This is a genomic window from Halorubrum sp. BV1 (genome assembly GCF_000746205.1).
Classification (GTDB): Archaea; Halobacteriota; Halobacteria; order Halobacteriales; family Haloferacaceae; genus Halorubrum.
The window spans coordinates 355526-381302 of the sequence record NZ_KN050825.1; the positions used below are offsets into that span (position 1 = coordinate 355526).

The following is a 25777-nucleotide window of genomic DNA, read 5'->3' on the forward strand; positions in this document are numbered from 1 at the left end:
GCCATGACGCTCTCGGAGATCGCGGCGGGCCTCGAAGTGACCGCGCGCCAGCGCGACCGCGGGGTCGCCGTCGCGGACGACACCGAGACGCCGCTCGTCGATCGCCTCTCGGCCCACGCCGCCGATCTCCCGTGTACGCCGGCCGCAACCGCGACACTCGTCGACGCCTACTCGACCGGACGGAGCGTGGGAGACGCCGCGAGCGAGGCTGGAATCACGCCGATGATCGCCGCGAAGACGCTCCATCGTTGTGGCGTCGCGGGGGTCTGCCCGCTCGCGCCGACCCGGCGCGGCGTCGTCCGCGACTGGCTCGACGGCCGGATCGGCCGCAGCGACGCCGTCGCGCTCACCGGCGGCGACGAGGCGGATTTCGCGCTGGCGACCTACGTCGAGACTCACGACGCGGTGTCCGCCGTCGCCGACGCCGTCGACGCCCACCTCGCCGGCTCCGCCCCGCTCGACGGGGCGCTCGGCGACCCCGACGGCCTCCGCTGAGCCGACCGCCGCGGTCCGCGGGTCGGCCCCTTCCGGTCAGTTCGACGGCCGCAGCCGATCGATCAGCCCGGAGTCGGCGACGTCGATCTCGAGTGACACGCCGAACGCCCGCTCGTACGTGTCACGGAGGGCGCGCGTGTACGCACCGTCGCCACGCGCCGTGGTCGGCGCGGCCGCGACCTCCGGGTCGACGGCCGAGAGAACGGTGTCGGCCGACGACTCGGCGGGATCGACGTGGCGGTCGCGCGCCGCCACCGCGATCGATCCGTCGACGGTCGCTCCGACGTCCGCCATCCGCCCGCGGAGGCGCTGGAGCGCGTCGCGCCCGTGGTCCGACGCCGGACGGACCGTCTCGACCCGGTCGGCGGCGGTGACCGCGGCGACCGCCTCGTTCGACCCGACGGGTGCGACGTCGAGGACGACGGCGTCGTGCGTCGAGGTCGCCTCCTCGATGCGGCGCTCTAACTTCCGTGCGGCCGCCGCCGTCTTCGCCCGCGCGAGGCGCTCGAAGGGCGCTCGCGCGGGGACGATATCGACGCGACCGTCGGAGGTCACGCCTCTCGCGTTCGGTTCGGACGCGACACCGGACGCACCGGCGCCCCCGAGCGGGTACGCGGCCGCCGACAGCGACGATTCCGTCTCGTCCGTGAGGAGCGCGGTGAGATCGGTGTCGATCCGGCCCGCGACGTACTCCGAGAGACCCTGCGTGGTGAAGGCGGCGTCGACGACCGCGACTTCGTGGCCGCCTCGTGCGCCGACGGCCGCTAGCTCGACGGCGGTCCGCGTCGTTCCCGCGCCGCCGGTCGCTCCGACCAGCGCGAGCGTCGTGGCATGCATGAGACCGCTCTCTGTAGTCGGGTGTTAAGCGTCGCGGATCGCCCCCGCGACGCGGTTGAGCGTCGGTCGCGTTCGCGCCGTCCCAACACTTATGTCACGAATGATCCATCGGTACGGGCACATGGTTGCCATCGCAGACGGGAAGTGGCGCGCGCTCGTGCTGGTCGGCGTCGCGGAGCTGTTCGCGATGACGCTCTGGTTCAGCGGGACCGCCGTCGGACCGGAGCTGGCCGCGGCGTGGGGGCTTTCGCCCGCCGAGACGGCGTGGCTGACGAACGCGGTCCAGTTGGGGTTCGTCGTCGGAGCCCTCCTGTCGGCGTCGCTGACGATCGCCGATGTCGTCCCGCCGCGATATCTGTTCGCCGGCTCCGCGCTGGTCGGTGCCGCGGGAACGGCGGTCATCGCGGCGGTCGTCGAGAGCGGTCCGCCCGCGATCCTCCTGCGGTTCCTGACCGGCGTCGCGCTCGCGGGCGTGTACCCGACCGGCATGAAGATGATGGCGTCGTGGTTCGACGAGGGACGCGGGCTGGCGATCGGCGTTCTCGTCGGCGCGCTCACGGTCGGATCGGCCTCGCCGCACTTCCTCCGAGCCGTGGGCGGGATCGGGCGACCCGACGCGGTGTTGTACGGCACCGCCGCGCTCGCGGCGGTCGGTGGGCTGCTCGTGCTCGCGTACGAGGACGGGCCACACCAGCCGGAGACGGCCCCGTTCGACCCGAGCGCGATCCGCCGGATCGTCACCGACCGGGGCGTCGTCCTCGCGAACACCGGCTACTTCGGTCACATGTGGGAGCTGTACGCGGTCTGGACGTGGATCCCCGTCTACCTCGCCGCGAGCTTCGAGGCCGGCGGCGTCGCCGACGCCGACCGCAGCGCCGCGCTGTTAGCGTTCGCGACGATCGCCGTCGGCGGCGTCGGCGCGTGGCTCGCCGGCTCCGCGGCCGACCGGTGGGGCCGGTCCGTCGTCACCAGTGTGTCGATGATCGTCTCGGGGGCGGCCTGCCTGCTCGCGGGCGTCGTGTTCGGCGCGTCGCCGCTCGTGGTCGCCCCGTTCGTCCTCGTCTGGGGCTTTTTCATCGTGGCCGACTCCGCGCAGTTCTCGGCGGCGGTTTCAGAGCTCGCCGACGAGAGCTACGTCGGCTCCGCGCTGACGCTTCAGACCGCGGTCGGCTTTCTCATCACCATCGCGTCGATCCAGCTCGTCCCCGTCGTGCGGGACGCCGCCGGCTGGCAGTGGGCGTTCGCCCCGCTCGTCATCGGGCCGCTGGCGGGCACCGCGGCGATGCTGTGGCTCCGCACGCTACCGGCCGCGGACCGGCTGGCGGGCGGACGCGGGTGAGCGGTCGACGGACGAGCGACGATGAGCGGTCGGCGGACGAGCGACGATGAGCGGCGCGCAATCGCCGGTCGAAGTGGAGTCACCCGTCGATCGCGGCCGATACGTCCGTCGCGATCGCGTCCAGCTCCTCGTCTGCGAGGTCGGGGCGCTCGCCGGCGACCGCGTGGATCGGCGCGCCGCCGTCGCCGTCGAACCGCGGGACGACGTGGACGTGGACGTGAGGCACCTCCTGACCGGCCGCCTCACCGTCGTTGATCCCGACGTTCGCGCCGTCTGCGTCCACGGCGGCTTCGACCGCCGGCGTGATCTCGCTCACGACGTCAAAGACGGCGCTCGCGAGGTCGGCGTCGAGATCGCCGACGCGTTCGGCGTGTGTTTTCGGGATCACGAGCGTATGCCCCGGAGCGAGGGGATTCGCGTCGAGGAAGGCTACTGCGTCGTCAGTCTCGTGGACGGTCCGCGCCGGGATCTCGCCGTCGGCGATCGCACAGAAGATGCAGTCGTCGGACATACGCGAGGAGTCGGCTGCGCGGCCCATCAAGCTTTCCCGGGTCGGTGTGGCCAGGGTGTGATCGCGACCGGATCGTCTCGCGGACGCAGAGCGGTCTACTCCTCTCGCTCCGGGAACGGCACTTCGATCAGCGTCCCGTCGTCGGGCAGAATGCAGTCCCCGTCGAACTCCTCGCGGGCGTCTCGGCGGATCGCGGAGGCGTCCGCCGCGTACCGCGAGGAGATGTGGACGAGCGCCAGCCGCGTTGCGTTCGCGCGCGCCGCTATCGATCCGGCTTCGCGACCGGTCGAGTGCGCGGTGTCGCGGGCGCGGTCGGCCATGTCGTCGGCGAAGGTGGCGTCGTGGACCAACAGGTCGGCGTCGCGGGCGGCCTCGACGGTCCGCTCTCGCGGGCGCGTGTCTGCCGTGTACACCAGTTTCCGCCCGGGACGCGGCGGGCCGACGACCTGATCGGGCTCGACGACCGTCCCGTCGTCGGCCTCGACCGGTTCGCCGGCGTGGAGCCGACCGAACTTCGGGCCGACGGGAACGCCGAGTTCCTCCGCCTTCGGCCGGTCGAACCGGCCGGGGCGGTCCGCCTCTTCTAAGACGTACCCCTGCGATTTAGTGCGGTGTTCCGTCTCGAAGGCGCGGACCGCGTAGCCGTCGGCGTCGAGGGCGACCTCGCCGGGTGCGACCGGCTCGATCCGGATCGGAAACGCGGGGTCGTGACCGACCGCGTGGACCAGATCGCGGAGGTCGCCGTCGGTGTTCGGCGGGCAGTAGATCGAGAGCGGCTCCGTCCGGTCGTTGAACCCGAGCGTCTGGATCAGTCCCGGGATCCCGAGGACGTGGTCGCCGTGGAGGTGCGAGACGAACAGGTGGTCGATCCCGAACCCGGTGCCGTATCGCATCATGCCGCGCTGGGTTCCCTCGCCGCAGTCGAACAGCAGGCGGTCGCCCTCGCGGTTGACGAACAGGGCGCTCGGCGCGCGCTCGGTGGTCGGGACGGCACCGCCCGTCCCGAGGAAGGTGACGCGAAGGGACATACCCGCCCTGCGGCCGGCGGGGGTAAACTCCTTTCGAGGCGTGCTCGTCGCGGGCGGCGACCGCGGGACCCGGCGACCGAGGCCGAAGCCGACATGAGCCCCCCGCCCCGACTCTCCCCATGCACGAGGAGATCGCCGCGCTCGTCGGTCAGGAGGGGTGGCGTGCCGAGGGAGACGCCGCGCGCGTCCACTACGACGGCGGGGGCGACCGCGTCGCGATCGAGTTCTACGCTCCCGCCGAGCGCGTCCTCTACTGGACGGTTCCGACCGACGAGGACCGCGAGACGGCCGCGCCGATCCCCCGCGACGAGGTTCCGGATCCGCTCCGCCGTCGGATCCGCGATGACCTCGACGCCGCCGGCGTCGATCCGGCGACCGAGCGCCGGAACGTCTGACGCACGGTCACCGTCCAGATCGATCCGAAGGAAACCCACTTGTCTCGCGGCCCGGTAGTCTCGGTGATGAGTAGCGCAGAGTGGGAAGACGACGACCCGTTCGAAGAGCAGCGCGAGGAGGTCGAGAATCCGATGCGGCGGCTGTTCGCCGTCTACGGCCGCGCGTATCTCCCGCAGGTCTCCGTCGGCGTGCTCGCCAGCGTCTTCGCGCGGCTTCTCGATCTGCTCCCGCCGCTCATGCTCGGGATCGCCATCGACGCCGTGTTCCGTCGAGACGTCGACTTCCGCGAGCAGATCCCGCTCGTCGTACTGCCGGACGCGTGGCTGCCCACGGCGCAGGCCGACCAGTTCTGGTTCACGGTCGGCGTCATCGCGGGGGCGTTCATGCTCGGTGCCGGGTTCCACTGGATCCGCAACTGGGGGTTCAACGCGTTCGCCCAGCACATCCAGCACGACGTCCGCACGGACACGTACGACAAGATGCAGCGGCTGAACATGGAGTTCTTCTCGGACAAGCAGACCGGCGAGATGATGTCGATCCTCTCGAACGACGTGAACCGGCTCGAACGGTTCTTGAACGACGGGATGAACTCGCTGTTCCGGCTCTCCGTGATGGTCCTCGGGATCGGTGTCATCCTCTTTTGGATCAACTGGCAGCTGGCGCTCGTGGCGCTGTTGCCGGTGCCGATCATCGCCGGGTTCACCTACCTGTTCATCAGGACGATCCAGCCGAAGTACGCCGCGGTGCGCTCGTCGGTCGGGACGATGAACTCCCGACTGGAGAACAACCTCGGCGGGATTCAGGTGATCAAGTCCTCGAACACGGAGCCGTACGAGTCCGACCGCGTCGACGACGTGTCGATGGACTACTTCGACGCCAACTGGGACGCGATCCGCACCCGGATCACCTTCTTCCCGGCGCTGCGCGTGTTCGCCGGCATCGGCTTCGTGATCACCTTCGTGATCGGCGGACTGTGGGTGTTCCAGGAGACGCCGCCCGGCCCGTTCACCGGGACGCTCACCGTCGGGAACTTCGTCGTCTTCATCCTCTACACCCAGCGGTTCATCTGGCCCATGGCGCAGTTCGGGCAGATAATCAATATGTACCAGCGCGCCCGCGCCTCCTCCGCGCGGATCTTCGGGCTGATGGACGAGCCCTCGCGGCTCGCCGAGGACCCGGACGCCGAGGACCTCGTCGTGGACGACGGCGCGGTTGAATACGACGGCGTCTCGTTCGGCTACGACGACGAGACGATCGTCTCGGACGTCGACTTCGCGGTTTCCGGCGGCGAGACGCTCGCGTTGGTCGGGCCGACCGGAGCCGGCAAATCGACCGTCCTCAAGCTACTGCTCCGGATGTACGACGTCGACGACGGGGCCATCCGGATCGACGGCCAGGACGTCCGCGACGTGACCCTCAAATCGCTTCGCCGTTCGATCGGCTACGTCGGTCAGTCGTCGTACCTCTTCTACGGGACCGTCCGCGAGAACATCACGTACGGGACCTTCGACGCGACGGACGCGGAGGTCCGCGAGGCCGCGAAGGCCGCCGAGGCCCACGAGTTCATCGAGAATCTCCCCGACGGCTACGACACGATGGTCGGCGAGCGGGGAGTGAAACTCTCCGGCGGCCAGCGCCAGCGCGTCACCATCGCCCGGGCGGTGCTCAAGGACCCGGACGTCCTCGTCTTGGACGAGGCGACCTCCGACGTCGACACCGAGACGGAGATGCTGATCCAGCGCTCGCTCGACCGGCTCACCGCCGAGCGGACAACGTTCGCGATCGCACACCGCCTCTCCACGATCAAAGACGCCGACACCATCCTCGTGTTGGAGGGCGGCGAGGTCGTCGAGCGCGGGACCCACGAGGAGTTGCTCGACGACGCCGGGTTGTACGCGCACCTCTGGGGCGTGCAGGCCGGCGAGATAGACGAGTTGCCACAGGAGTTCATCGACCGCGCACAAGAGCGGACCGCACAACTGATCGAAGACGCCGAGGGTGACGACGACTGACCGCGACCGCGCCGGCGACGACGACTGACCGCGACCGCGCCGGCGACGATGACTGATCTGCGCCGGCGACGCCCGAGGGCCTCACGCCCGCCATCGGCCACCATATCTCTCGTGTAAGTCACTCGAGTACGTCTCCTGTTCGGACCGCTGGCTATAGGGTCCGGCGCGGCGACGAGTCGGTATGCGACTCGCGGACGCCACATGGACCGACGTGCGCGACGCCGACATCGACGTCGCGTTCGTCCCCGTCGGCAGCACCGAACAGCACGGCCCCCACGCGCCGCTCGGCACCGACACGCTCGATGCGGTCGCGGTCGCAGAGGCGGGCGCGGCGGCCTACGAGGCGTCAGACACCTCCGGCGCGGTCGCCCTTGCTCCACCGATACCCGTCGGCGTCGCCGAGGAGCACCGCGGGTTCGACGGGACCATGTGGGTCTCGCCGGACGCGTTCCGGACGTACGTCCGCGAGACCGCCGCGTCGCTGCCGAGCCACGGGATCGACCGAGTCGTGTTCGTCAACGGTCACGGCGGCAACGTGGAGGCGCTCGGGGAGATCGCGCGGCGGTTCTCCAGAGACGACGCCCACGACGGCTACGCGGTCGCGTTCACATGGTTCGAGGCGGTCGGAGAGCACGCGAGCGACATGGGCCACGCCGGCCCGCTGGAGACGGCGCTGTTGCGCGCGACACATCCAGAACTCGTCCGAGAGGAGCGGGTCGCGGCTGCGAGCGAGGAGGCCGCCGACCGTTGGGGCGAGTGGGTCGCGGGCGTGAACCTCGCGCACGATTCCGACGAGTTCACCGACAACGGCGTCGTCGGCGACCCGAGCGCGGGCGACGCCGCGCTCGGCGAGGAGTTGCTCGACCGCGCGAGCGACGCGCTCGCGGAGCTGGCGGGAGCGGTCGTCGATCGGGAGCCGGCGTCGCGGTAAGCTTACTCCTCGCCTTCTTCTTCGGCCGTCGCGTCCTGCAGCGCGCCGCGAATCGCGGGGACGGTTCCGGTGAGCGAGGCGACCTCCTCGGCGGCGGCCTCGATGTCACCCACCAGCGCCTCCAGTTCCTCGATCTCCGCCTTCAGGTCGTCCGCGTCGTCGAAGGCGTCGGCTCGCTCGCCGAGCACGTACGCCTTCTTCGCCGAGCGCACGCTGTCGACCGCGTCGCCGACGTCGAGCGCCGACTTCAGTCCGTTGAGTACGCCGAGCACGTTGTCCGCGTCCGTCTCCCAGACCGCGTCCGGATCGGGAAGCTGCTCGCGGGCGGCCGTCAGGTGTTCTTCGACCTCCGCGCGGGTCTCCGCCGCCGCCTCGCCGAACAGGTCGTCGTCGTCGAACGTGGACTGGCTCATGGTGTCACAGTCGGCCCGACGGGTTTTAAAAACGACCCCGAAAGCGAAAGTGAAACCGACGGGGACGACGGTTCACCCGGACGATGCGAGACGGATCGGCGTCCAGTTTCGACTCGGTCGGCCGGTCGACCAGTCGGCCGGTCGACCAGTCGGCCGGTCGACCAGTCGGCCTCGGCCGGCTCGCAGTTCCGGCCGATCACCGGCCTCGGGGCGCTGCCTCGACATCGCGCAGAGAGCCGGCCGCTCAGTGGTCGCACGCGGCCCGCAGACGTTATCAGCCCTAATATTTGGGTGCCAGTTATTATACGAACTCAGCCGCTGGTACTGGATACATATGCAATGGGGACCGTTCTCCCGTGTCCGGTCGAGTTACGGCGCGAAGCTCGCGCTGTCGCTCGTCGGCGTCATGGGGATTTCAGTTTCGTACGGGGTACTCGTCTACCTCAGGGCAGACGGGCTCGGCGCGGCGGGTGCGGAGATCCGGTCCGGCCTCATCGGTATGACGCTTCTCACCGTCATCGGGCTCGCACTCATCGGGGTGACCGTCGGGTCGAACACCGTCATCTCGCTGCGACAGCTCACGGCGAAGGCCGAGCGTATGGCCGACGGCGACCTCGATGTGCCACTCCAGACCGGACGGAACGACGAGATCGGACGGCTGTTCCGGGCGTTCGACGCCATGCGATCGTCGCTCCGATCGGAGATCGACGACGCGGAGACCGCACGCGAGGAGGCCGAGAGCGCCCGCCGCGAGGCGACGGAGCGCGCGGAGACGGTCGAACAGAAGGCGACCGAGTACGAGTCCGCGATGCGCGCGCTCGCCGACGGCGACCTCACACAACGGGTCGACCCCGACAGCGACAACGAGTCGATGGCGCGCGTCGGCACGGCGTTCAACGAGATGGCCGCCGAACTGGAGGACACCGTGACCTCCGTCGCGACGGTCGCCGAGGACACCGCCGACGTCGCCGGCACCGTCGACGACCGCACCGAGAGCCTGCGGGCGACGACGGGGACCGTGAGCGAGGCCGTAGAGGAGATCGCCGAGGGGGCGCGCACCCAGCGCGACGACCTCCGGGCGGCGACCGACGAGGCCGAGAACCTCGCGTCCTCGGCGGAGGAGGTCGCATCGACCGTCACCGACGTGGCCGAGACGGCGGAACACGCCGCCTCGGTCGGCGAGGAGGGACGCGAGGCCGCAGAGGAGGCGCTCGCGGAGATGGACGCCGTCGAGGAGACGACCGCGGAGACGACCGCGGAGGTCGAGGCGCTCGCCGCGGAGGTCGAAGAGATCGGCGAGGTGGTCGACACGATATCCGATATCGCAGAACAGACCAACCTGCTCGCCCTGAACGCGTCCATCGAGGCGGCGCGGTCGGGAGCCGAGGGGGCCGGCTTCGCGGTCGTCGCGGAGGAGGTGAAGTCGCTCGCCGAGGAGACGCAGGAGTCCGCGAGCGAGATCGAAGCGCGCATCCACGCGGTCCAAGAGCGCGCGGAGACCGGCGCAGACGCGATGGAGCGGACCGAACAGCGGATCTCGGCCGGCGTCGAGACCGTCGAGACGTCGATCGACGCCTTGGAGCGCCTCGCGGAGGCCTCCGAGCGGACCGACACGAGCATGACGGAGATCACCCGCGCGACGGAGACGCAGGCGGACTCCGTCGACGCCGTCGTCGGCCACGTCGAGGACGTCTCCGCGATCAGCGCACAGACCGCGAGCGCCGCCGGCGACGTGACCGGTGCAGTCGACGAACAGGAGCGGACGCTCGGCGCGGTCGAGACGGCCGCCGAGTCGCTCTCGGACCGCGCCCGCGACCTGCGCGACGCCGTCGGCGACTTCGAGTTCGCGGCCGACGCCGAACTCGACACCACGCCGAGCGCGGGCGACGCGACCGCACAGGCCGTCTCGGACGGCGGGACGGCCGCGTCCGACGGCGACGACGCGGCCAGTGCGGGCGACGCCTTCGACTTCTCGCACGCAGACGGGGCCGACGCCGCCGATGCTGACACCTTCTCCGAGGGAGGTGATCGGCGATGATCGCAGACGCCGCCGTCTGGGCGTGGGTGGGGTTCGTCGCGATGGCCGCCGGAACGGTCGCGCCGCTCTGGGCGTGGCTCTCGCGTGACGACTCCGGTGAATCGCACGCGAAGTACTACCTCACGCTCGCGGGCGTCACCGGCATCGCGGCGCTCGCGTACCTCGCGATGGGGCTCGGCGTCGGCGTGGTATCCACGCCCGGCGGCGATCTGGAGATCGTTCGCTACGTCGACTGGCTCCTGACGACGCCGCTCCTGCTGTTGTACCTCGGCCTGCTCGCGCGGCCATCGCGCGGCGTCCTCACCGGACTGATCGGCGTGGACGTGGTGATCATCGCTGCCGGTATCGCCGCCAGCGCCACCACGGGGACGCTCTCGTGGGCGCTGTTCGGCGTCGGCGGCGTCGCGTACGTCGCGTTGGTGTACGGGCTGCTCGTCGCGCTCCCGCGGTCGGCGTCGGCCGCAGGCGACCGGGTCCGAGCCGTCTTCGGGACGCTCCGGAACATCACCGTCGTCCTCTGGACGCTTTACCCAGTCGTGTGGGCGCTCGCACCGACCGGTCTCGGGCTGGTGACGCCCGCGACCGAGATGCTCGTGTTCGTCTACCTCGACATCGTCTCGAAGGTCGGCTTCGTCGTCGTCGCGGTCGGCGGAGCCGACGCGCTCACCTACCTCACCGCGGGGAGCGCCCCCGACAGCACCGGACCGGTCGCGGTCGGCGACGCCGACGACACGGAGCAGACGACCGTACTGGCCGACGACTGACCGGACCGCCGGACGGCCGACGGGATTCCCGTTTTTTCACTCCTCGCTGGCGACGAGGTCCTCGTAGCGCGCGCCGGTCTGTTTCAGCGTCTCCGTCGAGTAGAGCCGTTCGTGGTCGTACGAGAGGTGTTCGGCCGCCAGCTCGTCGATCTTCCGGTCGACGGCGTCGGCCTCACGGCCGTGGATCATCGTGAACAGGTTGTACTCCCAGTCCTGCTCCGGGCGGCGCGGCCGGTGGTAACAGAGGGTGACGTACGGAAGGCTCCCCACCGCCTCGCCGCGCTCGTCGAGGTCGTCGTCGGGAACGTCCCAGACGACCATGCAGTTGCTCGTGAATCCGGTGACGACGTGGTTGACGACGCAGCCGATCCGCTTGATACAGCCGTCCGCCAGCAGGCGGTCGACCCCGGCGAGCACGTCGTCAACCGTTGGGTCGACGCCGCCCGCCGCGCCGGCATCGCTCGCCGCGATCTCGCTCGCCACGTCCGCGTAGGGGGTCGCAGACAGCGGGAAGCCGTCTTGGATCGACAGGAGGAGCGCGGCGTCGAGGGGGGTGAGATCCCCGCGGGCGTCCTCGGAGATACGGGTGGCGGAGACCGCCGTTTCCTCCAGTGATTCTCTGGCGAACCGGTCGCCGTTCACCACGGGGAACTCCAAGTCGATGTAGTAGTCCGTGAGCATCGGGAGGGTCAACACCGCACAGCCGGTCCGCGCCTCGATCTCCGCGAGGATCTCGTCGCGCGTCTCGCGGGAGCCGGCGGTGACGACGAACCACTGGTTCCACGCGTGGTCACGGCGGTAGTTGTGGTTCACCTGCGGGTAGCCGTTGATTATCTCGGCGACCTCGTCGAATCGATCTTCGGGGGCCTGCACGGCCGCGAGCGTCGAAGAACCGATCACCGGAGGGTTGAGCACCGCGCCGAACCGCCGGAACACGCCGCGCTCGCGCAGATCGCGGACGCGGTCGAGAACCTCGCTCGCGTCGAGGGTCACACCCGTCTCGGCGGCGATCTCGCGGGCGACGCGCTCGAACGGGTGCGATTCGACGGGAAAGCCGCTCTGGTACTCGTCGATGAGGGCCGCGTCGACGGCGTCGACGTCGGTCCGCCAGTCGGCGTCCAGACTCATTGGTCGGATCAGGTGCCGCGCGTACCTACCGGTTTCGGAGGCGGTCGGGCGGTGACAACGCTCGGTGGTAGTCGGGTCGGGAGGGATCAGTCGTCAGCGGGAGTGGTGCCGGCCGACGGCGCGAACGCGCGGGCGCTCTCTTCGAGTTGTGTCGTCGAGCAGCCGCCGGCAGTGGCGGCCTGTTCGAGGGTGAGGGTCCGAGAGCGATACAGCGTGAGCGCGGTTGACACGGATTTGGACGTCATCGGTTACAACCCAACACAAGATGGACATACATATAACTCTAACGCTTTTTGCACCTTGGTACAGAATCTTCTAGCGTGTATGATACCGCATTGTGTCGTAAATTCGCCTAGAAGTGAACAAAGGCACATCTTTGTATGAGGGTCTGTGACATGGATCTGCGGCGGCGATCGGCCGCGGCGGCGATCGACCGCGCCGTTCGGCGCGGTCCGTTCCCGCCCCGCGGGAGGCGAACGAGGGACTTTTCGTGCGGAGCCCCGAACGAAGCGTATGGCTCAGGCGACTCAGGAGTTCGGCGAATGGCCCCTCAAGCGGCTGATGACCGAGGTCTGCGGCTCCGGGCACAAGTCGGCAGACGACCTGACGCGCGCGCAGGCGACGGAGGCGTTCGAGCGCATCCTCGCGGACGAGCCGGACCCGACGACGCTCGGGGCGTTCTGGCTCGCGAACCGCTGGAAGCGGAACACGCCCGAGGAGCTGGGCGCGTACGTCGACGTGATGTGCGACCGCGTGGAGTACGCGGAGCCCGAGGTCGACCCCGTCGACTGCGGCGCGAACTACGACGGGAAGGGTCGGACCGCGATCTTGGGCGTGGCCGCGGGCGCGGTCGCGGCCGCCGCCGGAACTCCCGTCGTCGTCCACTCGGGCGACCGCGTCCCCACGCAAAAGCAGGACGCGTACAAACAGGTCTTAGACGAACTCGGCGTCGCGACGGAACTCACGCCGCGTGACTCCGCCGACATGGTCGACGAGACCGGCTTCGGCTTCTACTACCAGCCCGCGTTCAATCCCGCGATCGACGACCTGTTCGAGCGCCGCGACATGATGGGCGTTCGGACGTTCGTCAACACGATCGAGACGCTGGCGAACCCCGCCGGCGCGGCGGTCCACCTCGGCTCCTTCTACCACCTCGCGTTCGCGAAGAAGGTCGTCGACACGTTCGTCGAAAGCGAGTTCCACGACCTCGACCGCGTCCTGATGTTCCAGGGGATGGAGGGGTACGACGACGTCCGCCCCGGCTACACCAAGGTCGCGGAGTGGACCGCGGCCGGCAGCGAGAAAGGTGGATCCGACAGCGAGGTCGAGACCGGCAGCGAGAGCGCATCGTTCGACGACTTCGAGATCGAGACGGCCGAGTACGGGATGGATCTGGAAGAAGACGACCTCGCCGTCGACGATGTCGCCGCCGAGTCCGCGACGATTACCGAGGAGGTGCTGGCGGGCGAGCGTGAGGACGCCTTCGCCGACGCGGTCGCGGTCAACGCCGCCCTGCGGATCTACGCCCGCGAGGACGCCGACTCGATCGAGGCGGGACTACAGCAGGCCCGCGACGCGATCGACGACGGCTCCGCGATGGACGTGCTCGACGCGCTCCGCGACTTCTGAGGCGGAGGTCCGTTTTTTATCGATCCGTCGTCGCGCCGGCGACGGCGACCCACGCGGCACAGCCGATCGGGCCGCAGGCTCGAGGTTTTCGGACGAATTTTGGACGGAGTTCGGAAAGGCCACTTAGGCGTTCGTGACCAACCCTCATGTGCGGAGAACTGCCATGATACGAAACGCCTTCAGACACCCGGAGCCCCCCCGTCATGCCCACATGTGAGCACTGCGACGCGCACGTCTCGGACCGGTTCGCTCGGGTGTTCTCCGACGAGCGCGGACAGATCCACGCGTGCCCGAACTGCTCGGCCAACGCCGGTATCGCGGAGGTCACGAAACAACGGGCGCACGACGCCTGAGCGGACTCGGAGCGGTCGCTACTGGTCTACGGTTCCGGAGCCGGCGGCATCGACCGCTTGTGCGCGCTGCCCTCGTGTAACTCGACGACCCGGTCGACGGCCTCGGCCGGCACGCCGAGTTCCCGGACCGTCGCCGACCGCGAGAGGCCGCCGTCGACGTGGACGGCCACGATCGCGTCGACGGTGTCGTAGTCAAGGCCCATCTCGGCCGCGTCCGTCTGTCCCTCCCACATGCCGGCCGTGGGCTCTTGCATCACGAGGTCGCGGGGGACGCCGACGTGGGCGGCGAGCTGGCGCACCTGTTGTTTGTAGAGGTTTCCGATCGGGTTGCAGTCGACGGCCTGATCACCGTACTTGGTGAAATAGCCCGTCATCGCCTCCGCGCGGTTGCCGGTCCCGAGCACCACCCGGTTCTCCGCGTTGGCGACGAAGTAGTTCAGCACCGCGCGGGTCCGGACGTACACGTTCCCCGTCGCCGTCCGGTCGGCAGCCGCCTCCGGGAACGCCTCGAAGAACCGCTCTGCGATCGGCTGGATCTCGACCACGTCGTATGCGATTCCGAGGTCGTGAGCGACGCGCTCGGCGTCGCTCATCACGTCGGGGTCGTTCACCTCGGCCGGCATCGTGATCCCGTGTAACCGGTCCTCGCCGAGCGCCTCGGCCGCGAGGTACGCGGAAAGCGTCGAGTCGATTCCGCCGGAGAGCCCGAGGACCGCCCCGTCAGCGCCCGCGTCGTCGACGACGTCGGCGATGAACGACGTGATGCGCTCGCGGGCGGCGTCGAGTTCGACCGGAGAGAGGCGGAGGTCGAGCGGGGGGTCGTCAGACAGCAACACCGACTCCGCTGGGGTCTGGCTCATGCGCGATCCGTGGAACCGAGGCGACTAATACCTCCCCGTTTCCTCCGCGAACTGAACGTTCGTCGTGTTTTTCGCTTCCGCGCGTCGGATCCAAGATCCTAGTGCGTCCCAGGCGGGTCGCCCCCGACGGCCAACGGACCTATAGTTCGCGGGACGAACGAAGCCGTATGGACGACCGACTCGAACGCGTCATCCGCCGGCAGCTCCGCGAGGCGGGCCGTCAGTTCGAGGCGGCCAAACGCGCCTACGCGGAGGGGCGCGACGGTTCGGAAGAGGACGCGATGGGCGCAGCGCGGTACGACCTCCCGACCGACGAGGAGGGGCGCGCGCGGATCGTCTGCCGGCGGCACGCGGAGCGGCGGGTCGTTCCAGTCGACGAGGCGGGGCGGCCGGCGTGTTTCGAGTCCGGACACGCCGACTGTGAGGGATGTGCGGAGGACGTTCGCGACGGCGTCGTCGAGACGTGGTGACCGCGACCGAGAGGGGAGAGACGAGTCCGGTGAGGAGACACCCGAACCGGTTTGGCCCCTCGTCTCCTCGTGAAAGCCATGAGACGGACGACGACCGTCGCCGTGCTGCTCGTCGCCGTCGCAGTCGGGCTGGCGCTCTCCGGTGTCTTCGCCGGGCCGCCGACCGAGCCGGCGGACGCGGCGGTCGACGCGGACTCGCTCGTGGACGTCGAGGGAGAGTACCGACTGTGGCCGTACACGAGCCGTGGCACGTCGGCCGCGGGGCGGACGCTCGCGATCAACGTCGTGGTCCACGCCGACGCCGAGGCGACCCGGCGTGCGATCGAACGCCGGTCCGACGCGGACTGGGAGGAGACGGACGAGACGGAGGCCGCGACCACGGCCGACGCGGATCAGGTCCGGGCGATAGTCGAGCGCGACTGGGCCGACGCGCGGAGTTCGACCCGATACAGCTACGTCCGGGGGGCGACGGGCGGTATCTGGCTCCGAGAGACGTTCGAGCTTCACGACGGTTCGTATCTCGGCGTCCGCGACCACCTCCGCGCCTACGAGTCGCCGGACGGAGCGTACACGGCGATCCAGGCCCACGAGGAGTACTACGACTGGTTCCGGCTGCGACACACGGTGCCGGGGATCACCGAGCCGCGGAACCGGTTGGAAGGCGAACTCATCCGCGGGGCGGTCGACGCCGAGGTCAGCCGCGAGTACCGCGGCATCGACGGCGGGTGGAGCGACGGATGGCTCACGGTGGTCGAACTTGTGTCGGCGGTGACGCTCGCGGCGGTCGGCGGGACGCTCCGCCAGAGCCGGACCCGACGGGCCGCCGTCGACCTCGCCCGGCGGAGTCGCCGGGAGGCGCGCCGACACGCGCGGGCCGCGGCGCTCGGTGTCCTGCTCGCGCTCGTCGTCCTCGCGGTTCGCGTCGGCGGCGTGGCCGTCGAGACGCTGTTCCCGACGCTCCCGCCCAAGGCGATCGCCGCCCCGCTGTACCTCGTCCTCGCCGTCGGGCTGCCCGGACTCGTGGCCGCGCTCGCGCGTGAGTGTGACCCGGCGGCTGCGGGCCTCGCGGTCGGCGCGGGGCTCGGCGCGGGGTTCGTCGCCGACTTCGCCGCGCTCGGCGTCGCGGTCCCGCCCGCCCTCATCGTCCATCGGACCGCGCTCGTCGCCGCGCTCGCCGTGGTCGCGCTGGGTCGCGCGGCCGCCGACAGGACCATCCTCGCCGCGGGGACGGTCGCGTGGGCGGTCGGGCTGGCGCTCCCGCTCGCCGACGTGATCTGAGAATCCTTGCGGATCGACCGTGTGGATCGGCCGAGAGTCGGCCGAAACGGCGGGATATCAATCGATTCGTGGACGGCCGACCACAGAAGAAATATACCCCGGCGACGAAAGGGCACCGACACATGACCCGACCGATCAGCCGACGGCGGGCACTCGCGGGATTCGGCGCGGTCGCCGCGAGCGGCGGCTGTCTCGGTCGTTCGCGGAACCTCGCGGGACGCGGGATGGCCTCGCAGTTGACCCTCCAGATAGACGCGGTGCCCGCAGACCGGGACCCGAACGCGATCCGGATCGCGAGACACCTCGCGGAGAACCTCAAGGCGGTGGGAGTCGACGCTCGGATCAACACCCTGGATCAGACCACGCTCTGGCGGAAGGTGCTCATCAACCAGAATTTCGACGCGTACGTGGGCCAGTTTCTCGAACCGAAGCCGTTCGACCCGGACGCGATGTACGCGCTCACGCACTCGCGGTTCGCCCCGGAGGTGGGACGGCAGAACCCCTTCGGCTTCGCCGATCTCAACGGCGTCGACACGGAACTCGAACGTCAGCGACGGGCGGAACCGGATCGACGCGAGGCGGTTGCGGACCTCCAGCGCTCGCTCACCGAACTCCAGCCGTTCACCGTCGTGGCGTTTCCCGACCCACTCACCGCGATCCGCGAGGAGCGGTTCGACGGGTGGAACCAGCGACAGCCGCTGACGGTCACCGGCCTGTTGTCGCTCGATCACACCGGGACGACTAGTGACGCGATCGACGGCAACGGGACCGAGGCGTCGACCACGCTCCGGTTGGTGACGACGGACAGCGGCATCACGGAGAACTGGAACCCGATCGCGGCGGAGTATCGTCGCCAGGGGACGTTCACGTCGCTCCTGTACGACCGACTCGTGTTGATCGACTCCGGCGACGTCGTCCCGTGGCTCGCGACCGACTGGGAGCGCGTCGGGCCCGAGACCGTCGAGGTCTCGCTGCGGGACGCGACCTGGCACGACGGCGAACCGCTCACCGCGGACGACGTGGCGTTCACCTATGAGTTCCTCCGCGACACGTCGATGGGGAGCATGGAGACGCCGGTGCCGACGCCGCGATTCCGCGGCAGAAGCTCGGTCGTTGAATCCGCGCTGGCGGTCGACGACCGGACCGTTCGGCTCGGCGTCGAGAACGTCAGCCGAGCGGTGATCGTCCGCGCGCTGCGCGTCCCGATCCTGCCTACACATGTGTGGAGCGACCGCACCGACGCCGCGACTATCGCCGGCTTCGAGTTCGACTCGGAGACGACGGAGGCGCTCGTCTCGCCCAACGAGGACCCGGTGGGAAGCGGGCCGATCCGGTTTATCCAGGCGACGGCAGAGGAGTCTGCGGTCTTCGAGCGGAATCCGGATCACTTCCTCGTGCGGTCCGAGACGGGAGACGACGAGGCGTCGGCGGACGCGGCGGTCGGGATCCCCGAACGATTCCGCGGAAAGCCGGCGTTCGACCGGCTCGAAGTCGGCGTGGTTCCCTCGGACATCGCGGCGGTCCAGATGGTCGGTGACGGATTCGCCGACGCCACCGTCTCGACTCTCGGACCCGACGCGATCCCGCGTATCGGGCGTGAGGCCGACACCCGGCTCGTGACCGGGCGTTCGGGCGCATTCTATCACGTCGGCTACAACGTGCGGCGGGCACCGCTGTCGAACCCGCGGTTTCGCGGCGTCCTCGCGTCGCTGCTCGATAAGGAAGCCCTGGTCGAGGAGGCGTTCGACGGGTACGCGGAGCCGGCGTCGTCGCCGCTCGCGGCCTCGCCTCAGTGGGTCCCCGACGACCTGCTGTGGGACGAGCGGTCTTCGGACCCGGTTCACCCGTTCGCCGGCGACGCCGGAACCGGCTCGCTCGACGTCGAGCGAGCGCGGGATCTGCTCCGAGACGCCGGCTATCGGTTCGACGAGGAGGGGCGGCTGCTCGCGAGACAGCAATGAGTCCGCTTTTGTCTGTCCTCCGGTCGGTCGTGTTGTGGCTCGGCGTGTCGCTTTTTGTCGCCGGGATCGCGATCGTCGGACCGAACCGGCTGTACGAGTTGTGGGGGAACGTCGTGCCGCGGCTGCGGGACGCACGACGGGAACTCCTCGCGCTCGGCGTGGTGTTGCTCGTCAGCGCCGTCGGCCGGGGGTCCCTACAGACGGTCTCAGAGCTGTTCGGACTGCGGCTGACCGGGTTCATCTGGGCGCTCGAAGGCAACTTCGTCGCGTGGCTCCAGCAGGCGTTCGCCACTCCCGAACTGACGATGTACTTCTCGTCGGTGTACGTGTACGGGTACGCGTTCCTGCTCGCGTTCCCGTTTCTCGCGTACCTCGCGCTGCCGAAGACGGCGACGCTGCGGCGGCTGCTCGTCGCGTACGGGTGTAACTACGCGATCGGGCTCGCACTCTACACGGTCGTGTTCGCGCACGGGCCGCGGAACCTGAACGTCGGGACGTCGCTTCTGTACACCCACAACCCGGAGTTCAGCGCGCTGACGAGCGCGGTGAACGAGACGACGAACGTCTTCCCGTCGCTTCACACGTCGCTTTCGGTGACGGTCGCCGCCTTCGCCGTGCTGACGCGCGAGGAGTACCCGCTGTGGACGCCGCTCGCCGTGTGGCTCGCCGGATCCGTGGTGATAGCGACCATGTATCTCGGCATTCACTGGCTCACCGACGTGGTCGGCGGAACCATCCTTGCCTTCGGATGCGTCTACTTCTCCCATCGGATCGTCGACCCGGATGAGACGGCGTGACCGTCGCTGCCGACTGCCGCTGTCGCAGGACCGTCGATTCCGCTCGTCGCTACCGCGCGAGTGCTCCCGCCTCAGGCACCCTCGACGAGCCGTTCGAGCTGTTCCGGCGGAACCGCACCGCGAGCGGCGTGGCCGTCAAACGCGAACGTTGGGACGCCGGTGATTCCCCGCTCTCTCGCGGCATCGAAAAGCCCCGTCACGCGCTCGCGGAGGTCGTCGTCCCCGAGCGCGGTCTCGACCGCGTCGGCGTCGAGGCCCTCAACGTCGGCCGCGAGGTCGGCGAGAACCTCGCGGTCGCCGATGTCACGCCCGTCCTGCCAGAGCGCCTCGAAGACCGCTTCGTCGAACGAAGGCCACGCCTCCGGCGCGGTCTCTTTCACATGGACGGAGACGACCTGCGCCGGGAGCGAGTCGACGTCGGTGGCGATCTCTTGGGCCATCTCGACGCCGTACTGCTCTTTGAGCCGCCGGACGTTCTCGCGGGCCTGCGCGTAGTAGTCCTCGTCTTTCCCGTCGTCGGCCTCGTGGTCGATCGACCCGTCGGGGTTGCGCTTGCCGGCGCGGAGGTCGAACGGGTGCCAGTCGACCGCGAGGGGTTCGGACCGCGCCTCTCGGTACTGCGCGAGAGACTGCCGACCCAGGTAACAGAACGGGCAGACGTAATCGGAGTAGACGGTGACGGAGTCGGTCGCGTCATCGACGGGATCGGCGGCGATGTCGGCCGTCCCGGAACCGTCAGCATCGGGCGCGTCGGTGGCGGAATCGGAGTTCGACATACGTCCGATTCGGCCCCGAACGCCAAAGGGCGTTCGACGGCGGCGATCGCTACGATTTAGGACAACCGGGTAATATACACCGGGTATGACAGACGAGACAGCCAGCGCGTACGACCCGGTCTCGCCGCCCGTCGCGCTCACGATCGCCGGCAGTGACTCCGGCGGCGGGGCGGGAGTACAGGCCGATCTGAAGACGATGACGGCTCACGGCGTCTTCGGGACCGCCGTCGTGACGGCGACGACGGCACAGAACACGCGCGGCGTGTCAGATGTCCACACGCTTCCGATCGAGCACGTCGACGCCCAGTACAGTGCCGTCGTCGACGACTTCGACGTCCGGGCGGTGAAGACGGGGATGCTCGCCACGGCGGAGACGGTGGAAACGGTAACCGATCGGCTCGCCGGGTTCGCGGGGCCGATCGTCGTCGATCCGGTGATGGTCGCCGCGACCGGCGACCGGCTGCTCTCTCCCGCGGCCGAGGAGGCGTACGACGACCTGATCGCCGCCGCGACGCTCGTCACGCCGAACACCGACGAGGCGGAAGTGCTCGTCGGCGGCGGGGTCGAAACACCGGCCGACGCAGCGCGGGCCGGCCGAGAGATCGTCTCGCGCGGCGCGGACGCGGCCCTGATCAAGGGCGGACACCTCGCCGGCGACGACACCGTGACCGACACGCTCGTTCTCGGCGAGCGCGCGGCAGCGGCGACGGAGACGAGCGAACCCGTGTCGGCCACCGAAGAGGACGGGACGACCGTCGTTCGGTTCGAGACGCCGCGGATCGCGACCGAGGCGACACACGGATCGGGCTGCACGCTGTCGAGTGCGATCGCGGCGCGGCTCGCACGCGGTGAACCGCTGTCCTCGGCGGTCGAAGCCGCAGTCGGCGAGATGGGAGAGGCGATCCGGTGCGGCTACGACGTGGGCAAGGGACCGGGCGCGGTGAATCCGACGGTGCTCGACAGCGGGAAGTCACGCCTTCGCGACAGAGAAGAGTGAGAGGGTACGGCGGACTCACACGAAGTTGAGTGGCACCATAAGCGCGACGCCGAGCACGATCCCGACCGCGAGGGTGGGCTTCCCGCCTCGTGGGAGGGCCGCGCCGGTGTCGAGCGCCTCCGGGATGAACTCGGAGAGGACGAGATACACCATCGCGCCGGCGGCGAACCCGAATCCGTAGGGAAGGAACTCGCGGGCGTACCGGACGAACGCGAACGCGAGGACCGCCCCGATAGGCTGCGGGAGGCTGGAGAACACCGCCCACCAGACCATCTTCCACTTCGAGACGCCCATCGCCCGCAGCGGGATCGAGATGGCGGTCCCCTCGGGGACGTTGTGGATCGAGATCGCGACGGTCATGAACACCGCGAGAAGCGGCACCGTGAACCCGAGCACCTGCGTCCCGCCCGCCAGTCCGAGGTCGGCGAAGGAGACGCCGACGGCGATTCCCTCGGGGAAGCTGTGGACCGTGAGTACGCCCAAGATTAACACGAGCTTCTTGAAGTCGGCCTCCTCGTACTCGCGGGGGTCGATCTCGGCGTCGAGAAGCACCTCGTGTGCGAGCACGACGAGCGCGACACCGGCGAGCACGCCGACCCCGATCTCCATCGGCGTCCCCTCGGCGAGCCCCTCCTGAACGAGTCCGAAGAGCGACGCGGCGACCATGATTCCGGAGGCGAACCCCCACAGCGCGACGTTCCCCCGGTCGCTTATCGAGTCGAAAAAGAAGAACGGCAGCGCGCCGATCCCCGTCGCAAGCGCCGTGATCAGCCCCGCGACGAAGACGAACGCGAACGCGGAGACGTCAACCATTGTCGACCGGCAGTTCGGTACACCGACGGATAAATACGCCGAGTGCGTTCACGCGCTGGGACTGGTGTCGCTGGGGCGTCGCCCGGGGGCAGCCGAGCGCGCGGACGATCCCCGCGAGGACGCCGAAAATCGATCACCCGCTCGTCTCACCGGTGGACGCGTCGCCGCTATCGGTATCGTCGCCGTCGCTAGCACCTCCGGCACCGGCGGTGCTAGTATCTCCGCCATCGTCACCGGCGTCGCCAGCGTCGGCGATGTCGCCATCGCCGCTGCTGGTGTCACCGCCGTCGTGAGCGTTAGCGTCGGCGTCGTCAGCGTCGGCGTCGCCAGTATTAGCGTCGTCAGCACCGTTTCCGTCGGCGTCCTCGTCAGCGACGCCATCGGCGTCGACAGAGCCGTCACCCGCCGGCTCGCCAGCGGCAGGGGTGTCGGGCGTCTCAGCCGTCGTCTCCGGATCGTCCGCGCCGTCCGCCGCAGGGTCGCTCTCGGGATCCGCTACCGTTTCCCCGCCGTTCCCGTCGTCGGTGGCCGGCGGCGTCGGGACTGCCGGCGGCGGAGCGACCCCGCCGCCGGGTGGCGATCTCGTGCGCTCGGTCGGGAGCGAGTCGTTCGCCGGCGGACCGGAGTCGGTCGCGACGGACGGGTCAGCGGCGTTGTCGCCGTCCGCGGTCCGGGTGGCGTTGGGGATGTCCGCGGCCGGTTCCGCGACGGTGAGGTTCTCTGCGGCCTCGAACGAGACGGTGACGGTGGCGGTCGAGGAGAGCGCCGCGAGAGTGTACCCGCCGCCGAACGCGACGCACCACACGAGCAGGACGGCGACTGCGGCGGCGGTGACGCCGCGCGAAGCGGGCATCACTCCACCTCCCCCGAGCCGTCCGTCTGTGCCGTGGAGGCGGGCGTCTCGTCTGTGACCGGCGCAGAGGACTGATCGACCGTGACCGGCTCCGCAGACCGCTTGAACAGGGACTTCGAGTCGTCCGGTCGGAGACGGTCGAGGACGCCGCTCGCCGGTACCCAGACTGCGAGCGCGCCGAGCAGGACCGTCGCCGACGCGACCGCGGCGGCGATCGACGCCGCGCTCCGGAGTTCGACCGCCGCGTAGACGGCGTAAGGCGCGAACACGGCGAGCACCGCGGCCGCGCCACCGACCGCGTCGACCGAGATCGCGCCTGTCTCGTCTGCGGTCATCGTCGAATCGTCGGTCACCATCGAATCAGCGGCCGTCTCGGCGACGTCAGCAGTCGCCGAGTCGACCGAAATCGCCGAGGCGACCGAAATCGCCGAGGCGACCGAAGTCTCCGGATCGACCGAGGCGGGTGCATCATCGGCGTCGCCGGACCGCGAGCGGACGATGCTCCACAGCTCCGACGCCACGAGCAGTCCGAACGGGAGCACGACCAGCGCGATGAACCCCGCCCGCGTGCCGGCGAACTGGATCACGTATCCGATGTACGGGATCGTCAGGACCACGACGCCGACGAGGTTCGCGCCGGGAACGAGTCCGGGATCGGGACCCTCGTTCGCGTCGCCTTTCGTCTCGAACGCGACGCCGCCGGGCGTGGAGACGACGCCGATCACCCGATGTGTCACCGGGACGTCGCTCGACCCGCGGACGAATGTTATCACGTCGTTCTCGACGACCGTGGTCGGGTCGCGTTCGGCCACGACGACGACGTCACCGGGGGCGATCGCGGGAGTCATACTTGGCGTGAGCACGACGAAGCTCTCGTCGGCACCGACGACCTCCGGAGCCGCGTACACCGCGAAGGGTGCCACGAGGGCGATCAACACGACGATGCCGAGTACGTTCGCCGCTCGGTTCAGCCGTAGTGAGGTGGGTATGGGTGTCATCAGTTCTCCTCCGAGCCGCAGAGCAGTTCACCGGCCGTCGTCGTTCCGCCGGCAATCTCGAACTCGCCGTTCTCGCCGAACCGCATCCCGACCGCGAGCGGCACCGAACAGCTCGTGTGAATCGTGACGCCGGCCGGGCGCTTCGGCCCGCCGTTGTCCGTTCCCGGACCGCTGTCGTCGACGTCGCTGTCGGCGTCGTTCCCGTCAGCGGCGTCGCTGTCACTGTCGTTGCCGTCAGCGGTCTCGCCGTCGGCGTCGACGTAGATGTTCGGCCCGATCCAGCCCGGGTCGCCGTTCGTGTGCGCGTCGGAGCCGTCGACGACGAACGTCTCGTTCGGAGCCACGTCGCCGGCGAAGACGACGGTCCCGCCCGTGCCGACGCCGCCCGCACCGCCGCCGGTGGCGGCGACGGTCACGCGCGCGGCCTCGTCGCCGCGGTAGCGGAGCGTGAGCGATCCGATCGCGACGCCGTTCTCGTCCTCACAGGAGACGCACGCCGGACCCTCACAGCCCCGTCCGGCGAAGGGGTTCGCGCCCGTTGCGTCCGCCTCGCTGACGTGTCGGCACTGTTCGGCGTACAGGCGGAGCCGAAGCGAGGTCGCCGTCCCGGCCAGCGCGTCGGGCGCGTCGGCTGGGAGTTCCGCTGTGACCTCGACCGCGAGCGCGTCGTCGGGGTCGAGACAGCCGTCGTCGATGCGCTCGCCGGAGACGAGGTCGGCCGCGACGGCGGCGAACTGGCGGAGTCCGCCCGTGATCGAGCGCCCGTCGACGCGGAGGCCGATCCGAAGGGCGGACGCGAGCGCGTCGTCGTCGGGGCACTCCGCCGCGAGCCAGACCCGCGCGGGATTGGTCCGGACGCCGACGCGGAACGTCTCGCTGACGCGTCCCTCGGGACCGCGGTCGATCCCCGACACGTCGACGGCGACGCCGTCTGCGACGACGCCGCCGACCGTCAGCTCGACCGTCCCGGCCCCGAATCCGTTGTTCGCGAACGTCACGCGGTCCGAGAGGTACGCGCCGGTGCCGAGCCCGCTCGCCAGACCGACCGCACCGACGCCGCCGATCCCGGCGAGCAGGCGGCGGCGGCTCAGGCCGCTCGGCCGTCGTTTGCCGTCGTCAGGGGTCACGACGTCCCTCCCGCGGCGTCGGGGTCCGCGTCGACCGCGAAGGGGTTACTCTCGCCCCCACAGTCGTCCGCGGCGAACTCGACCGTGAAGTCCACGGTCCCGCCCTGTCCGGCGTTGCCGCCGTCGGTGTCGAACGCCCACGCGAAGACGAGACACCGCCGCTCGTCAGCGGTGAGACACCCGCTGTCGAAGAGCCCGGGATTCAGTTCGATCCCTTCCGCAAGGTCGGTGCCATCGAACGAGGCCAGCGTACCGTCGGTGATGGACTCGCCGTACGCGGCGAAGTCTCCCTCGGCACCTCCGCAGCCGCCGATCCCGAGGATCCCGGTGTCGTACCGGACGTCGAGCGAGATGCGCTCCGCGAGCGCGGCGCTCGCGGCGTCGGCGGTGTCGACCTGCGGTGAGACGCGGAGCCACACGCGGACGCCGTCGGGCGCGGTGTTCGCCGGGTCGTCGAGCCAGAGGCCGACGCTCGCGGTCCCGCGGTCCCCAGGGAGCGCGTTGCTGACGTCGACGAGCCGAATACCGGCGTTCTCGACGTCGGTCACGGCGTCGGTCGGACTCGACCCCACCACGACCCCGTTCTCGGTGCGTCGCCACCCGACCACGAGGTCCCACGGCGTGTCCGACTGCGCGTACGTGTAGCTGGGATACGCCTCCCGGCTGGCCGTTTCCGCCGACCGGCCGGTCGCGGCACCGAGGGCGGCGAAGCCGACGGCTCCGAGGCCCGCGAGCGTCTGTCGCCGCGTGAGTTGTGTGTCTTTGTGTGTCATGTGCTGTCGTGTGTGTTTCGTGTGCGGTTCTGTCCGAGACGACATCCATCGGTCTCCGTCGCCGCCGATGGTCGTCTCACGCCCCCTGCGTCCGTATGTATGCACGACCTACCCGATCGGTCCGCGTCACCTACTCGGCCGCGCGGCCCTCTCAGAGGCGGGGATCCGCCCGCCGCGGCTGTCCCGAGTTCGTCGTGGCT

General features: G+C 69.8%; 27 protein-coding genes. 14 read left to right on the forward strand and 13 right to left on the reverse strand.

The window, feature by feature from the left end; translation table 11 throughout:
- Nucleotides 1–3: 3 nt before the first annotated feature.
- Entirely contained in the window at nucleotides 4–495 is a 492-nt protein-coding gene (locus EP28_RS13250) for a DUF7858 family protein (RefSeq protein WP_049984467.1), read from the forward strand.
- A gap of 36 nt (nucleotides 496–531) precedes the next feature.
- On the opposite strand, the gene EP28_RS13255 is transcribed toward EP28_RS13250, so the two are convergent.
- Nucleotides 532–1332 carry a P-loop NTPase family protein gene (locus tag EP28_RS13255; RefSeq protein WP_049984468.1) on the reverse strand — a complete coding sequence of 267 codons (801 nt, stop codon included), beginning with the start codon at nucleotides 1330–1332 and terminating at the stop codon, nucleotides 532–534.
- Between the two features lie 121 nt (nucleotides 1333–1453).
- On the opposite strand from EP28_RS13255, the gene EP28_RS13260 reads away from it, so the two are divergent.
- Nucleotides 1454–2671 carry an MFS transporter gene (locus EP28_RS13260; RefSeq protein ID WP_049984469.1) on the forward strand — a complete coding sequence of 406 codons (1218 nt, stop codon included), beginning with the start codon at nucleotides 1454–1456 and terminating at the stop codon, nucleotides 2669–2671.
- Between the two features lie 79 nt (nucleotides 2672–2750).
- Here the strand turns inward: EP28_RS13260 and EP28_RS13265 are convergent, their stop codons facing one another.
- Nucleotides 2751–3182 (reverse strand): HIT family protein, encoded by a 432-nt coding sequence (locus tag EP28_RS13265; RefSeq protein ID WP_049984470.1) that lies wholly within the window; start codon nucleotides 3180–3182, stop codon nucleotides 2751–2753.
- 95 nt (nucleotides 3183–3277) lie between these two features.
- Nucleotides 3278–4210: a ribonuclease Z gene (rnz, locus tag EP28_RS13270; protein ID WP_049984471.1), complete on the reverse strand. Its 933-nt coding sequence runs from the start codon at nucleotides 4208–4210 to the stop codon at nucleotides 3278–3280.
- 119 nt (nucleotides 4211–4329) lie between these two features.
- Between rnz and EP28_RS13275 the strand changes: the two genes are divergently transcribed.
- The 3 genes from EP28_RS13275 to EP28_RS13285 all read left to right on the forward strand — a co-directional run bounded on the left by EP28_RS13275 (nucleotide 4330) and on the right by EP28_RS13285 (nucleotide 7549).
- Nucleotides 4330–4605, forward strand: a complete 276-nt coding sequence (locus tag EP28_RS13275; protein WP_049984472.1) for a DUF7538 family protein — start codon at nucleotides 4330–4332, stop codon at nucleotides 4603–4605.
- Between the two features lie 66 nt (nucleotides 4606–4671).
- Nucleotides 4672–6618, forward strand: a complete 1947-nt coding sequence (locus EP28_RS13280) for an ABC transporter ATP-binding protein (RefSeq protein WP_049984473.1) — start codon at nucleotides 4672–4674, stop codon at nucleotides 6616–6618.
- Between the two features lie 181 nt (nucleotides 6619–6799).
- Nucleotides 6800–7549: a creatininase family protein gene (locus EP28_RS13285; RefSeq protein WP_049984474.1), complete on the forward strand. Its 750-nt coding sequence runs from the start codon at nucleotides 6800–6802 to the stop codon at nucleotides 7547–7549.
- A gap of 2 nt (nucleotides 7550–7551) precedes the next feature.
- On the opposite strand, the gene EP28_RS13290 is transcribed toward EP28_RS13285, so the two are convergent.
- Nucleotides 7552–7962 carry a DUF5790 family protein gene (locus tag EP28_RS13290; protein WP_049984475.1) on the reverse strand — a complete coding sequence of 137 codons (411 nt, stop codon included), beginning with the start codon at nucleotides 7960–7962 and terminating at the stop codon, nucleotides 7552–7554.
- Between the two features lie 334 nt (nucleotides 7963–8296).
- Here EP28_RS13290 and EP28_RS13295 point away from each other — a divergent pair, with 334 nt between their 5' ends.
- Complete coding sequence (locus EP28_RS13295; RefSeq protein WP_049984476.1) at nucleotides 8297–10000, forward strand: methyl-accepting chemotaxis protein; 1704 nt, start codon at nucleotides 8297–8299, stop codon at nucleotides 9998–10000.
- A complete protein-coding gene (locus EP28_RS13300; protein WP_049984477.1) occupies nucleotides 9997–10764 on the forward strand; it encodes a bacteriorhodopsin in 768 nt (255 codons plus the stop codon). The genes EP28_RS13295 and EP28_RS13300 overlap by 4 nt, the downstream gene beginning before the upstream one ends.
- 36 nt (nucleotides 10765–10800) lie before the next feature.
- On the opposite strand, the gene EP28_RS13305 is transcribed toward EP28_RS13300, so the two are convergent.
- Together EP28_RS13305 and EP28_RS14495 are read right to left on the reverse strand one after the other, a co-directional pair.
- On the reverse strand, nucleotides 10801–11892 hold the full coding sequence (locus tag EP28_RS13305) for a siroheme decarboxylase subunit beta (protein ID WP_049984478.1): 1092 nt from the start codon (nucleotides 11890–11892) through the stop codon (nucleotides 10801–10803).
- 86 nt (nucleotides 11893–11978) lie between these two features.
- Nucleotides 11979–12137 (reverse strand): DUF7317 family protein, encoded by a 159-nt coding sequence (locus EP28_RS14495; RefSeq protein WP_196219653.1) that lies wholly within the window; start codon nucleotides 12135–12137, stop codon nucleotides 11979–11981.
- Nucleotides 12138–12405: 268 nt separating this feature from the next.
- Here EP28_RS14495 and EP28_RS13310 point away from each other — a divergent pair, with 268 nt between their 5' ends.
- Nucleotides 12406–13521, forward strand: a complete 1116-nt coding sequence (locus tag EP28_RS13310; RefSeq protein WP_049984479.1) for an anthranilate phosphoribosyltransferase — start codon at nucleotides 12406–12408, stop codon at nucleotides 13519–13521.
- Nucleotides 13522–13724: 203 nt separating this feature from the next.
- Nucleotides 13725–13874, forward strand: coding sequence for a DUF7563 family protein (locus tag EP28_RS14500; RefSeq protein ID WP_196219654.1), 150 nt, complete (start codon nucleotides 13725–13727; stop codon nucleotides 13872–13874).
- A gap of 26 nt (nucleotides 13875–13900) precedes the next feature.
- On the opposite strand, the gene EP28_RS13315 is transcribed toward EP28_RS14500, so the two are convergent.
- Nucleotides 13901–14734, reverse strand: coding sequence for an NAD+ synthase (locus tag EP28_RS13315; protein ID WP_049984480.1), 834 nt, complete (start codon nucleotides 14732–14734; stop codon nucleotides 13901–13903).
- Between the two features lie 167 nt (nucleotides 14735–14901).
- Between EP28_RS13315 and EP28_RS13320 the strand changes: the two genes are divergently transcribed.
- The 4 genes from EP28_RS13320 to EP28_RS13335 all read left to right on the forward strand — a co-directional run bounded on the left by EP28_RS13320 (nucleotide 14902) and on the right by EP28_RS13335 (nucleotide 19240).
- On the forward strand, nucleotides 14902–15204 hold the full coding sequence (locus EP28_RS13320) for a DUF7091 family protein (protein WP_049984481.1): 303 nt from the start codon (nucleotides 14902–14904) through the stop codon (nucleotides 15202–15204).
- Nucleotides 15205–15282: 78 nt separating this feature from the next.
- Complete coding sequence (locus EP28_RS13325) at nucleotides 15283–16482, forward strand: hypothetical protein (protein WP_049984482.1); 1200 nt, start codon at nucleotides 15283–15285, stop codon at nucleotides 16480–16482.
- A gap of 122 nt (nucleotides 16483–16604) precedes the next feature.
- Entirely contained in the window at nucleotides 16605–18443 is a 1839-nt protein-coding gene (locus EP28_RS13330) for an ABC transporter substrate-binding protein (RefSeq protein WP_049984483.1), read from the forward strand.
- Nucleotides 18440–19240: a phosphatase PAP2 family protein gene (locus EP28_RS13335; RefSeq protein WP_049984484.1), complete on the forward strand. Its 801-nt coding sequence runs from the start codon at nucleotides 18440–18442 to the stop codon at nucleotides 19238–19240. Before EP28_RS13330 ends, EP28_RS13335 begins: the two co-directional genes overlap by 4 nt.
- Nucleotides 19241–19311: 71 nt before the next feature.
- Here the strand turns inward: EP28_RS13335 and EP28_RS13340 are convergent, their stop codons facing one another.
- A complete protein-coding gene (locus EP28_RS13340) occupies nucleotides 19312–20016 on the reverse strand; it encodes a DsbA family oxidoreductase (RefSeq protein WP_080506158.1) in 705 nt (234 codons plus the stop codon).
- Nucleotides 20017–20101: 85 nt separating this feature from the next.
- Between EP28_RS13340 and thiD the strand changes: the two genes are divergently transcribed.
- Nucleotides 20102–21013 carry a bifunctional hydroxymethylpyrimidine kinase/phosphomethylpyrimidine kinase gene (gene thiD / locus EP28_RS13345; protein ID WP_049984485.1) on the forward strand — a complete coding sequence of 304 codons (912 nt, stop codon included), beginning with the start codon at nucleotides 20102–20104 and terminating at the stop codon, nucleotides 21011–21013.
- A 15-nt stretch (nucleotides 21014–21028) separates the two neighbouring features.
- On the opposite strand, the gene EP28_RS13350 is transcribed toward thiD, so the two are convergent.
- The 5 genes from EP28_RS13350 to EP28_RS13370 form a co-directional block, all read right to left on the reverse strand.
- Nucleotides 21029–21826 carry a ZIP family metal transporter gene (locus tag EP28_RS13350; RefSeq protein ID WP_049984486.1) on the reverse strand — a complete coding sequence of 266 codons (798 nt, stop codon included), beginning with the start codon at nucleotides 21824–21826 and terminating at the stop codon, nucleotides 21029–21031.
- A 133-nt stretch (nucleotides 21827–21959) separates the two neighbouring features.
- Nucleotides 21960–22679, reverse strand: coding sequence for a hypothetical protein (locus EP28_RS13355; RefSeq protein WP_049984487.1), 720 nt, complete (start codon nucleotides 22677–22679; stop codon nucleotides 21960–21962).
- Complete coding sequence (locus tag EP28_RS13360; RefSeq protein WP_049984488.1) at nucleotides 22679–23677, reverse strand: signal peptidase I; 999 nt, start codon at nucleotides 23675–23677, stop codon at nucleotides 22679–22681. The genes EP28_RS13355 and EP28_RS13360 overlap by 1 nt, the downstream gene beginning before the upstream one ends.
- Entirely contained in the window at nucleotides 23677–24804 is a 1128-nt protein-coding gene (locus EP28_RS13365; RefSeq protein WP_049984489.1) for a DUF7467 domain-containing protein, read from the reverse strand. The genes EP28_RS13360 and EP28_RS13365 overlap by 1 nt, the downstream gene beginning before the upstream one ends.
- Nucleotides 24801–25577 carry a hypothetical protein gene (locus EP28_RS13370; RefSeq protein WP_049984490.1) on the reverse strand — a complete coding sequence of 259 codons (777 nt, stop codon included), beginning with the start codon at nucleotides 25575–25577 and terminating at the stop codon, nucleotides 24801–24803. The genes EP28_RS13365 and EP28_RS13370 overlap by 4 nt, the downstream gene beginning before the upstream one ends.
- Nucleotides 25578–25777 lie beyond the last annotated feature (200 nt).

What these genes read in the sequence shown, in the direction of transcription:
- EP28_RS13250 (WP_049984467.1), top strand. Translation starts at nt 4, where the DNA reads ATGACGCTCTCGGAGATCGCGGCGGGCCTCGAAGTGACCGCGCGCCAG.
- EP28_RS13255 (WP_049984468.1), bottom strand. Translation starts at nt 1,332, where the DNA reads ATGCATGCCACGACGCTCGCGCTGGTCGGAGCGACCGGCGGCGCGGGA.
- EP28_RS13260 (WP_049984469.1), top strand. Translation starts at nt 1,454, where the DNA reads ATGGTTGCCATCGCAGACGGGAAGTGGCGCGCGCTCGTGCTGGTCGGC.
- EP28_RS13265 (WP_049984470.1), bottom strand. Translation starts at nt 3,182, where the DNA reads ATGTCCGACGACTGCATCTTCTGTGCGATCGCCGACGGCGAGATCCCG.
- rnz (WP_049984471.1), bottom strand. Translation starts at nt 4,210, where the DNA reads ATGTCCCTTCGCGTCACCTTCCTCGGGACGGGCGGTGCCGTCCCGACC.
- EP28_RS13275 (WP_049984472.1), top strand. Translation starts at nt 4,330, where the DNA reads ATGCACGAGGAGATCGCCGCGCTCGTCGGTCAGGAGGGGTGGCGTGCC.
- EP28_RS13280 (WP_049984473.1), top strand. Translation starts at nt 4,672, where the DNA reads ATGAGTAGCGCAGAGTGGGAAGACGACGACCCGTTCGAAGAGCAGCGC.
- EP28_RS13285 (WP_049984474.1), top strand. Translation starts at nt 6,800, where the DNA reads ATGCGACTCGCGGACGCCACATGGACCGACGTGCGCGACGCCGACATC.
- EP28_RS13290 (WP_049984475.1), bottom strand. Translation starts at nt 7,962, where the DNA reads ATGAGCCAGTCCACGTTCGACGACGACGACCTGTTCGGCGAGGCGGCG.
- EP28_RS13295 (WP_049984476.1), top strand. Translation starts at nt 8,297, where the DNA reads ATGCAATGGGGACCGTTCTCCCGTGTCCGGTCGAGTTACGGCGCGAAG.
- EP28_RS13300 (WP_049984477.1), top strand. Translation starts at nt 9,997, where the DNA reads ATGATCGCAGACGCCGCCGTCTGGGCGTGGGTGGGGTTCGTCGCGATG.
- EP28_RS13305 (WP_049984478.1), bottom strand. Translation starts at nt 11,892, where the DNA reads ATGAGTCTGGACGCCGACTGGCGGACCGACGTCGACGCCGTCGACGCG.
- EP28_RS14495 (WP_196219653.1), bottom strand. Translation starts at nt 12,137, where the DNA reads ATGACGTCCAAATCCGTGTCAACCGCGCTCACGCTGTATCGCTCTCGG.
- EP28_RS13310 (WP_049984479.1), top strand. Translation starts at nt 12,406, where the DNA reads ATGGCTCAGGCGACTCAGGAGTTCGGCGAATGGCCCCTCAAGCGGCTG.
- EP28_RS14500 (WP_196219654.1), top strand. Translation starts at nt 13,725, where the DNA reads ATGCCCACATGTGAGCACTGCGACGCGCACGTCTCGGACCGGTTCGCT.
- EP28_RS13315 (WP_049984480.1), bottom strand. Translation starts at nt 14,734, where the DNA reads ATGAGCCAGACCCCAGCGGAGTCGGTGTTGCTGTCTGACGACCCCCCG.
- EP28_RS13320 (WP_049984481.1), top strand. Translation starts at nt 14,902, where the DNA reads ATGGACGACCGACTCGAACGCGTCATCCGCCGGCAGCTCCGCGAGGCG.
- EP28_RS13325 (WP_049984482.1), top strand. Translation starts at nt 15,283, where the DNA reads ATGAGACGGACGACGACCGTCGCCGTGCTGCTCGTCGCCGTCGCAGTC.
- EP28_RS13330 (WP_049984483.1), top strand. Translation starts at nt 16,605, where the DNA reads ATGACCCGACCGATCAGCCGACGGCGGGCACTCGCGGGATTCGGCGCG.
- EP28_RS13335 (WP_049984484.1), top strand. Translation starts at nt 18,440, where the DNA reads ATGAGTCCGCTTTTGTCTGTCCTCCGGTCGGTCGTGTTGTGGCTCGGC.
- EP28_RS13340 (WP_080506158.1), bottom strand. Translation starts at nt 20,016, where the DNA reads ATGTCGAACTCCGATTCCGCCACCGACGCGCCCGATGCTGACGGTTCC.
- thiD (WP_049984485.1), top strand. Translation starts at nt 20,102, where the DNA reads ATGACAGACGAGACAGCCAGCGCGTACGACCCGGTCTCGCCGCCCGTC.
- EP28_RS13350 (WP_049984486.1), bottom strand. Translation starts at nt 21,826, where the DNA reads ATGGTTGACGTCTCCGCGTTCGCGTTCGTCTTCGTCGCGGGGCTGATC.
- EP28_RS13355 (WP_049984487.1), bottom strand. Translation starts at nt 22,679, where the DNA reads ATGCCCGCTTCGCGCGGCGTCACCGCCGCCGCAGTCGCCGTCCTGCTC.
- EP28_RS13360 (WP_049984488.1), bottom strand. Translation starts at nt 23,677, where the DNA reads ATGACACCCATACCCACCTCACTACGGCTGAACCGAGCGGCGAACGTA.
- EP28_RS13370 (WP_049984490.1), bottom strand. Translation starts at nt 25,577, where the DNA reads ATGACACACAAAGACACACAACTCACGCGGCGACAGACGCTCGCGGGC.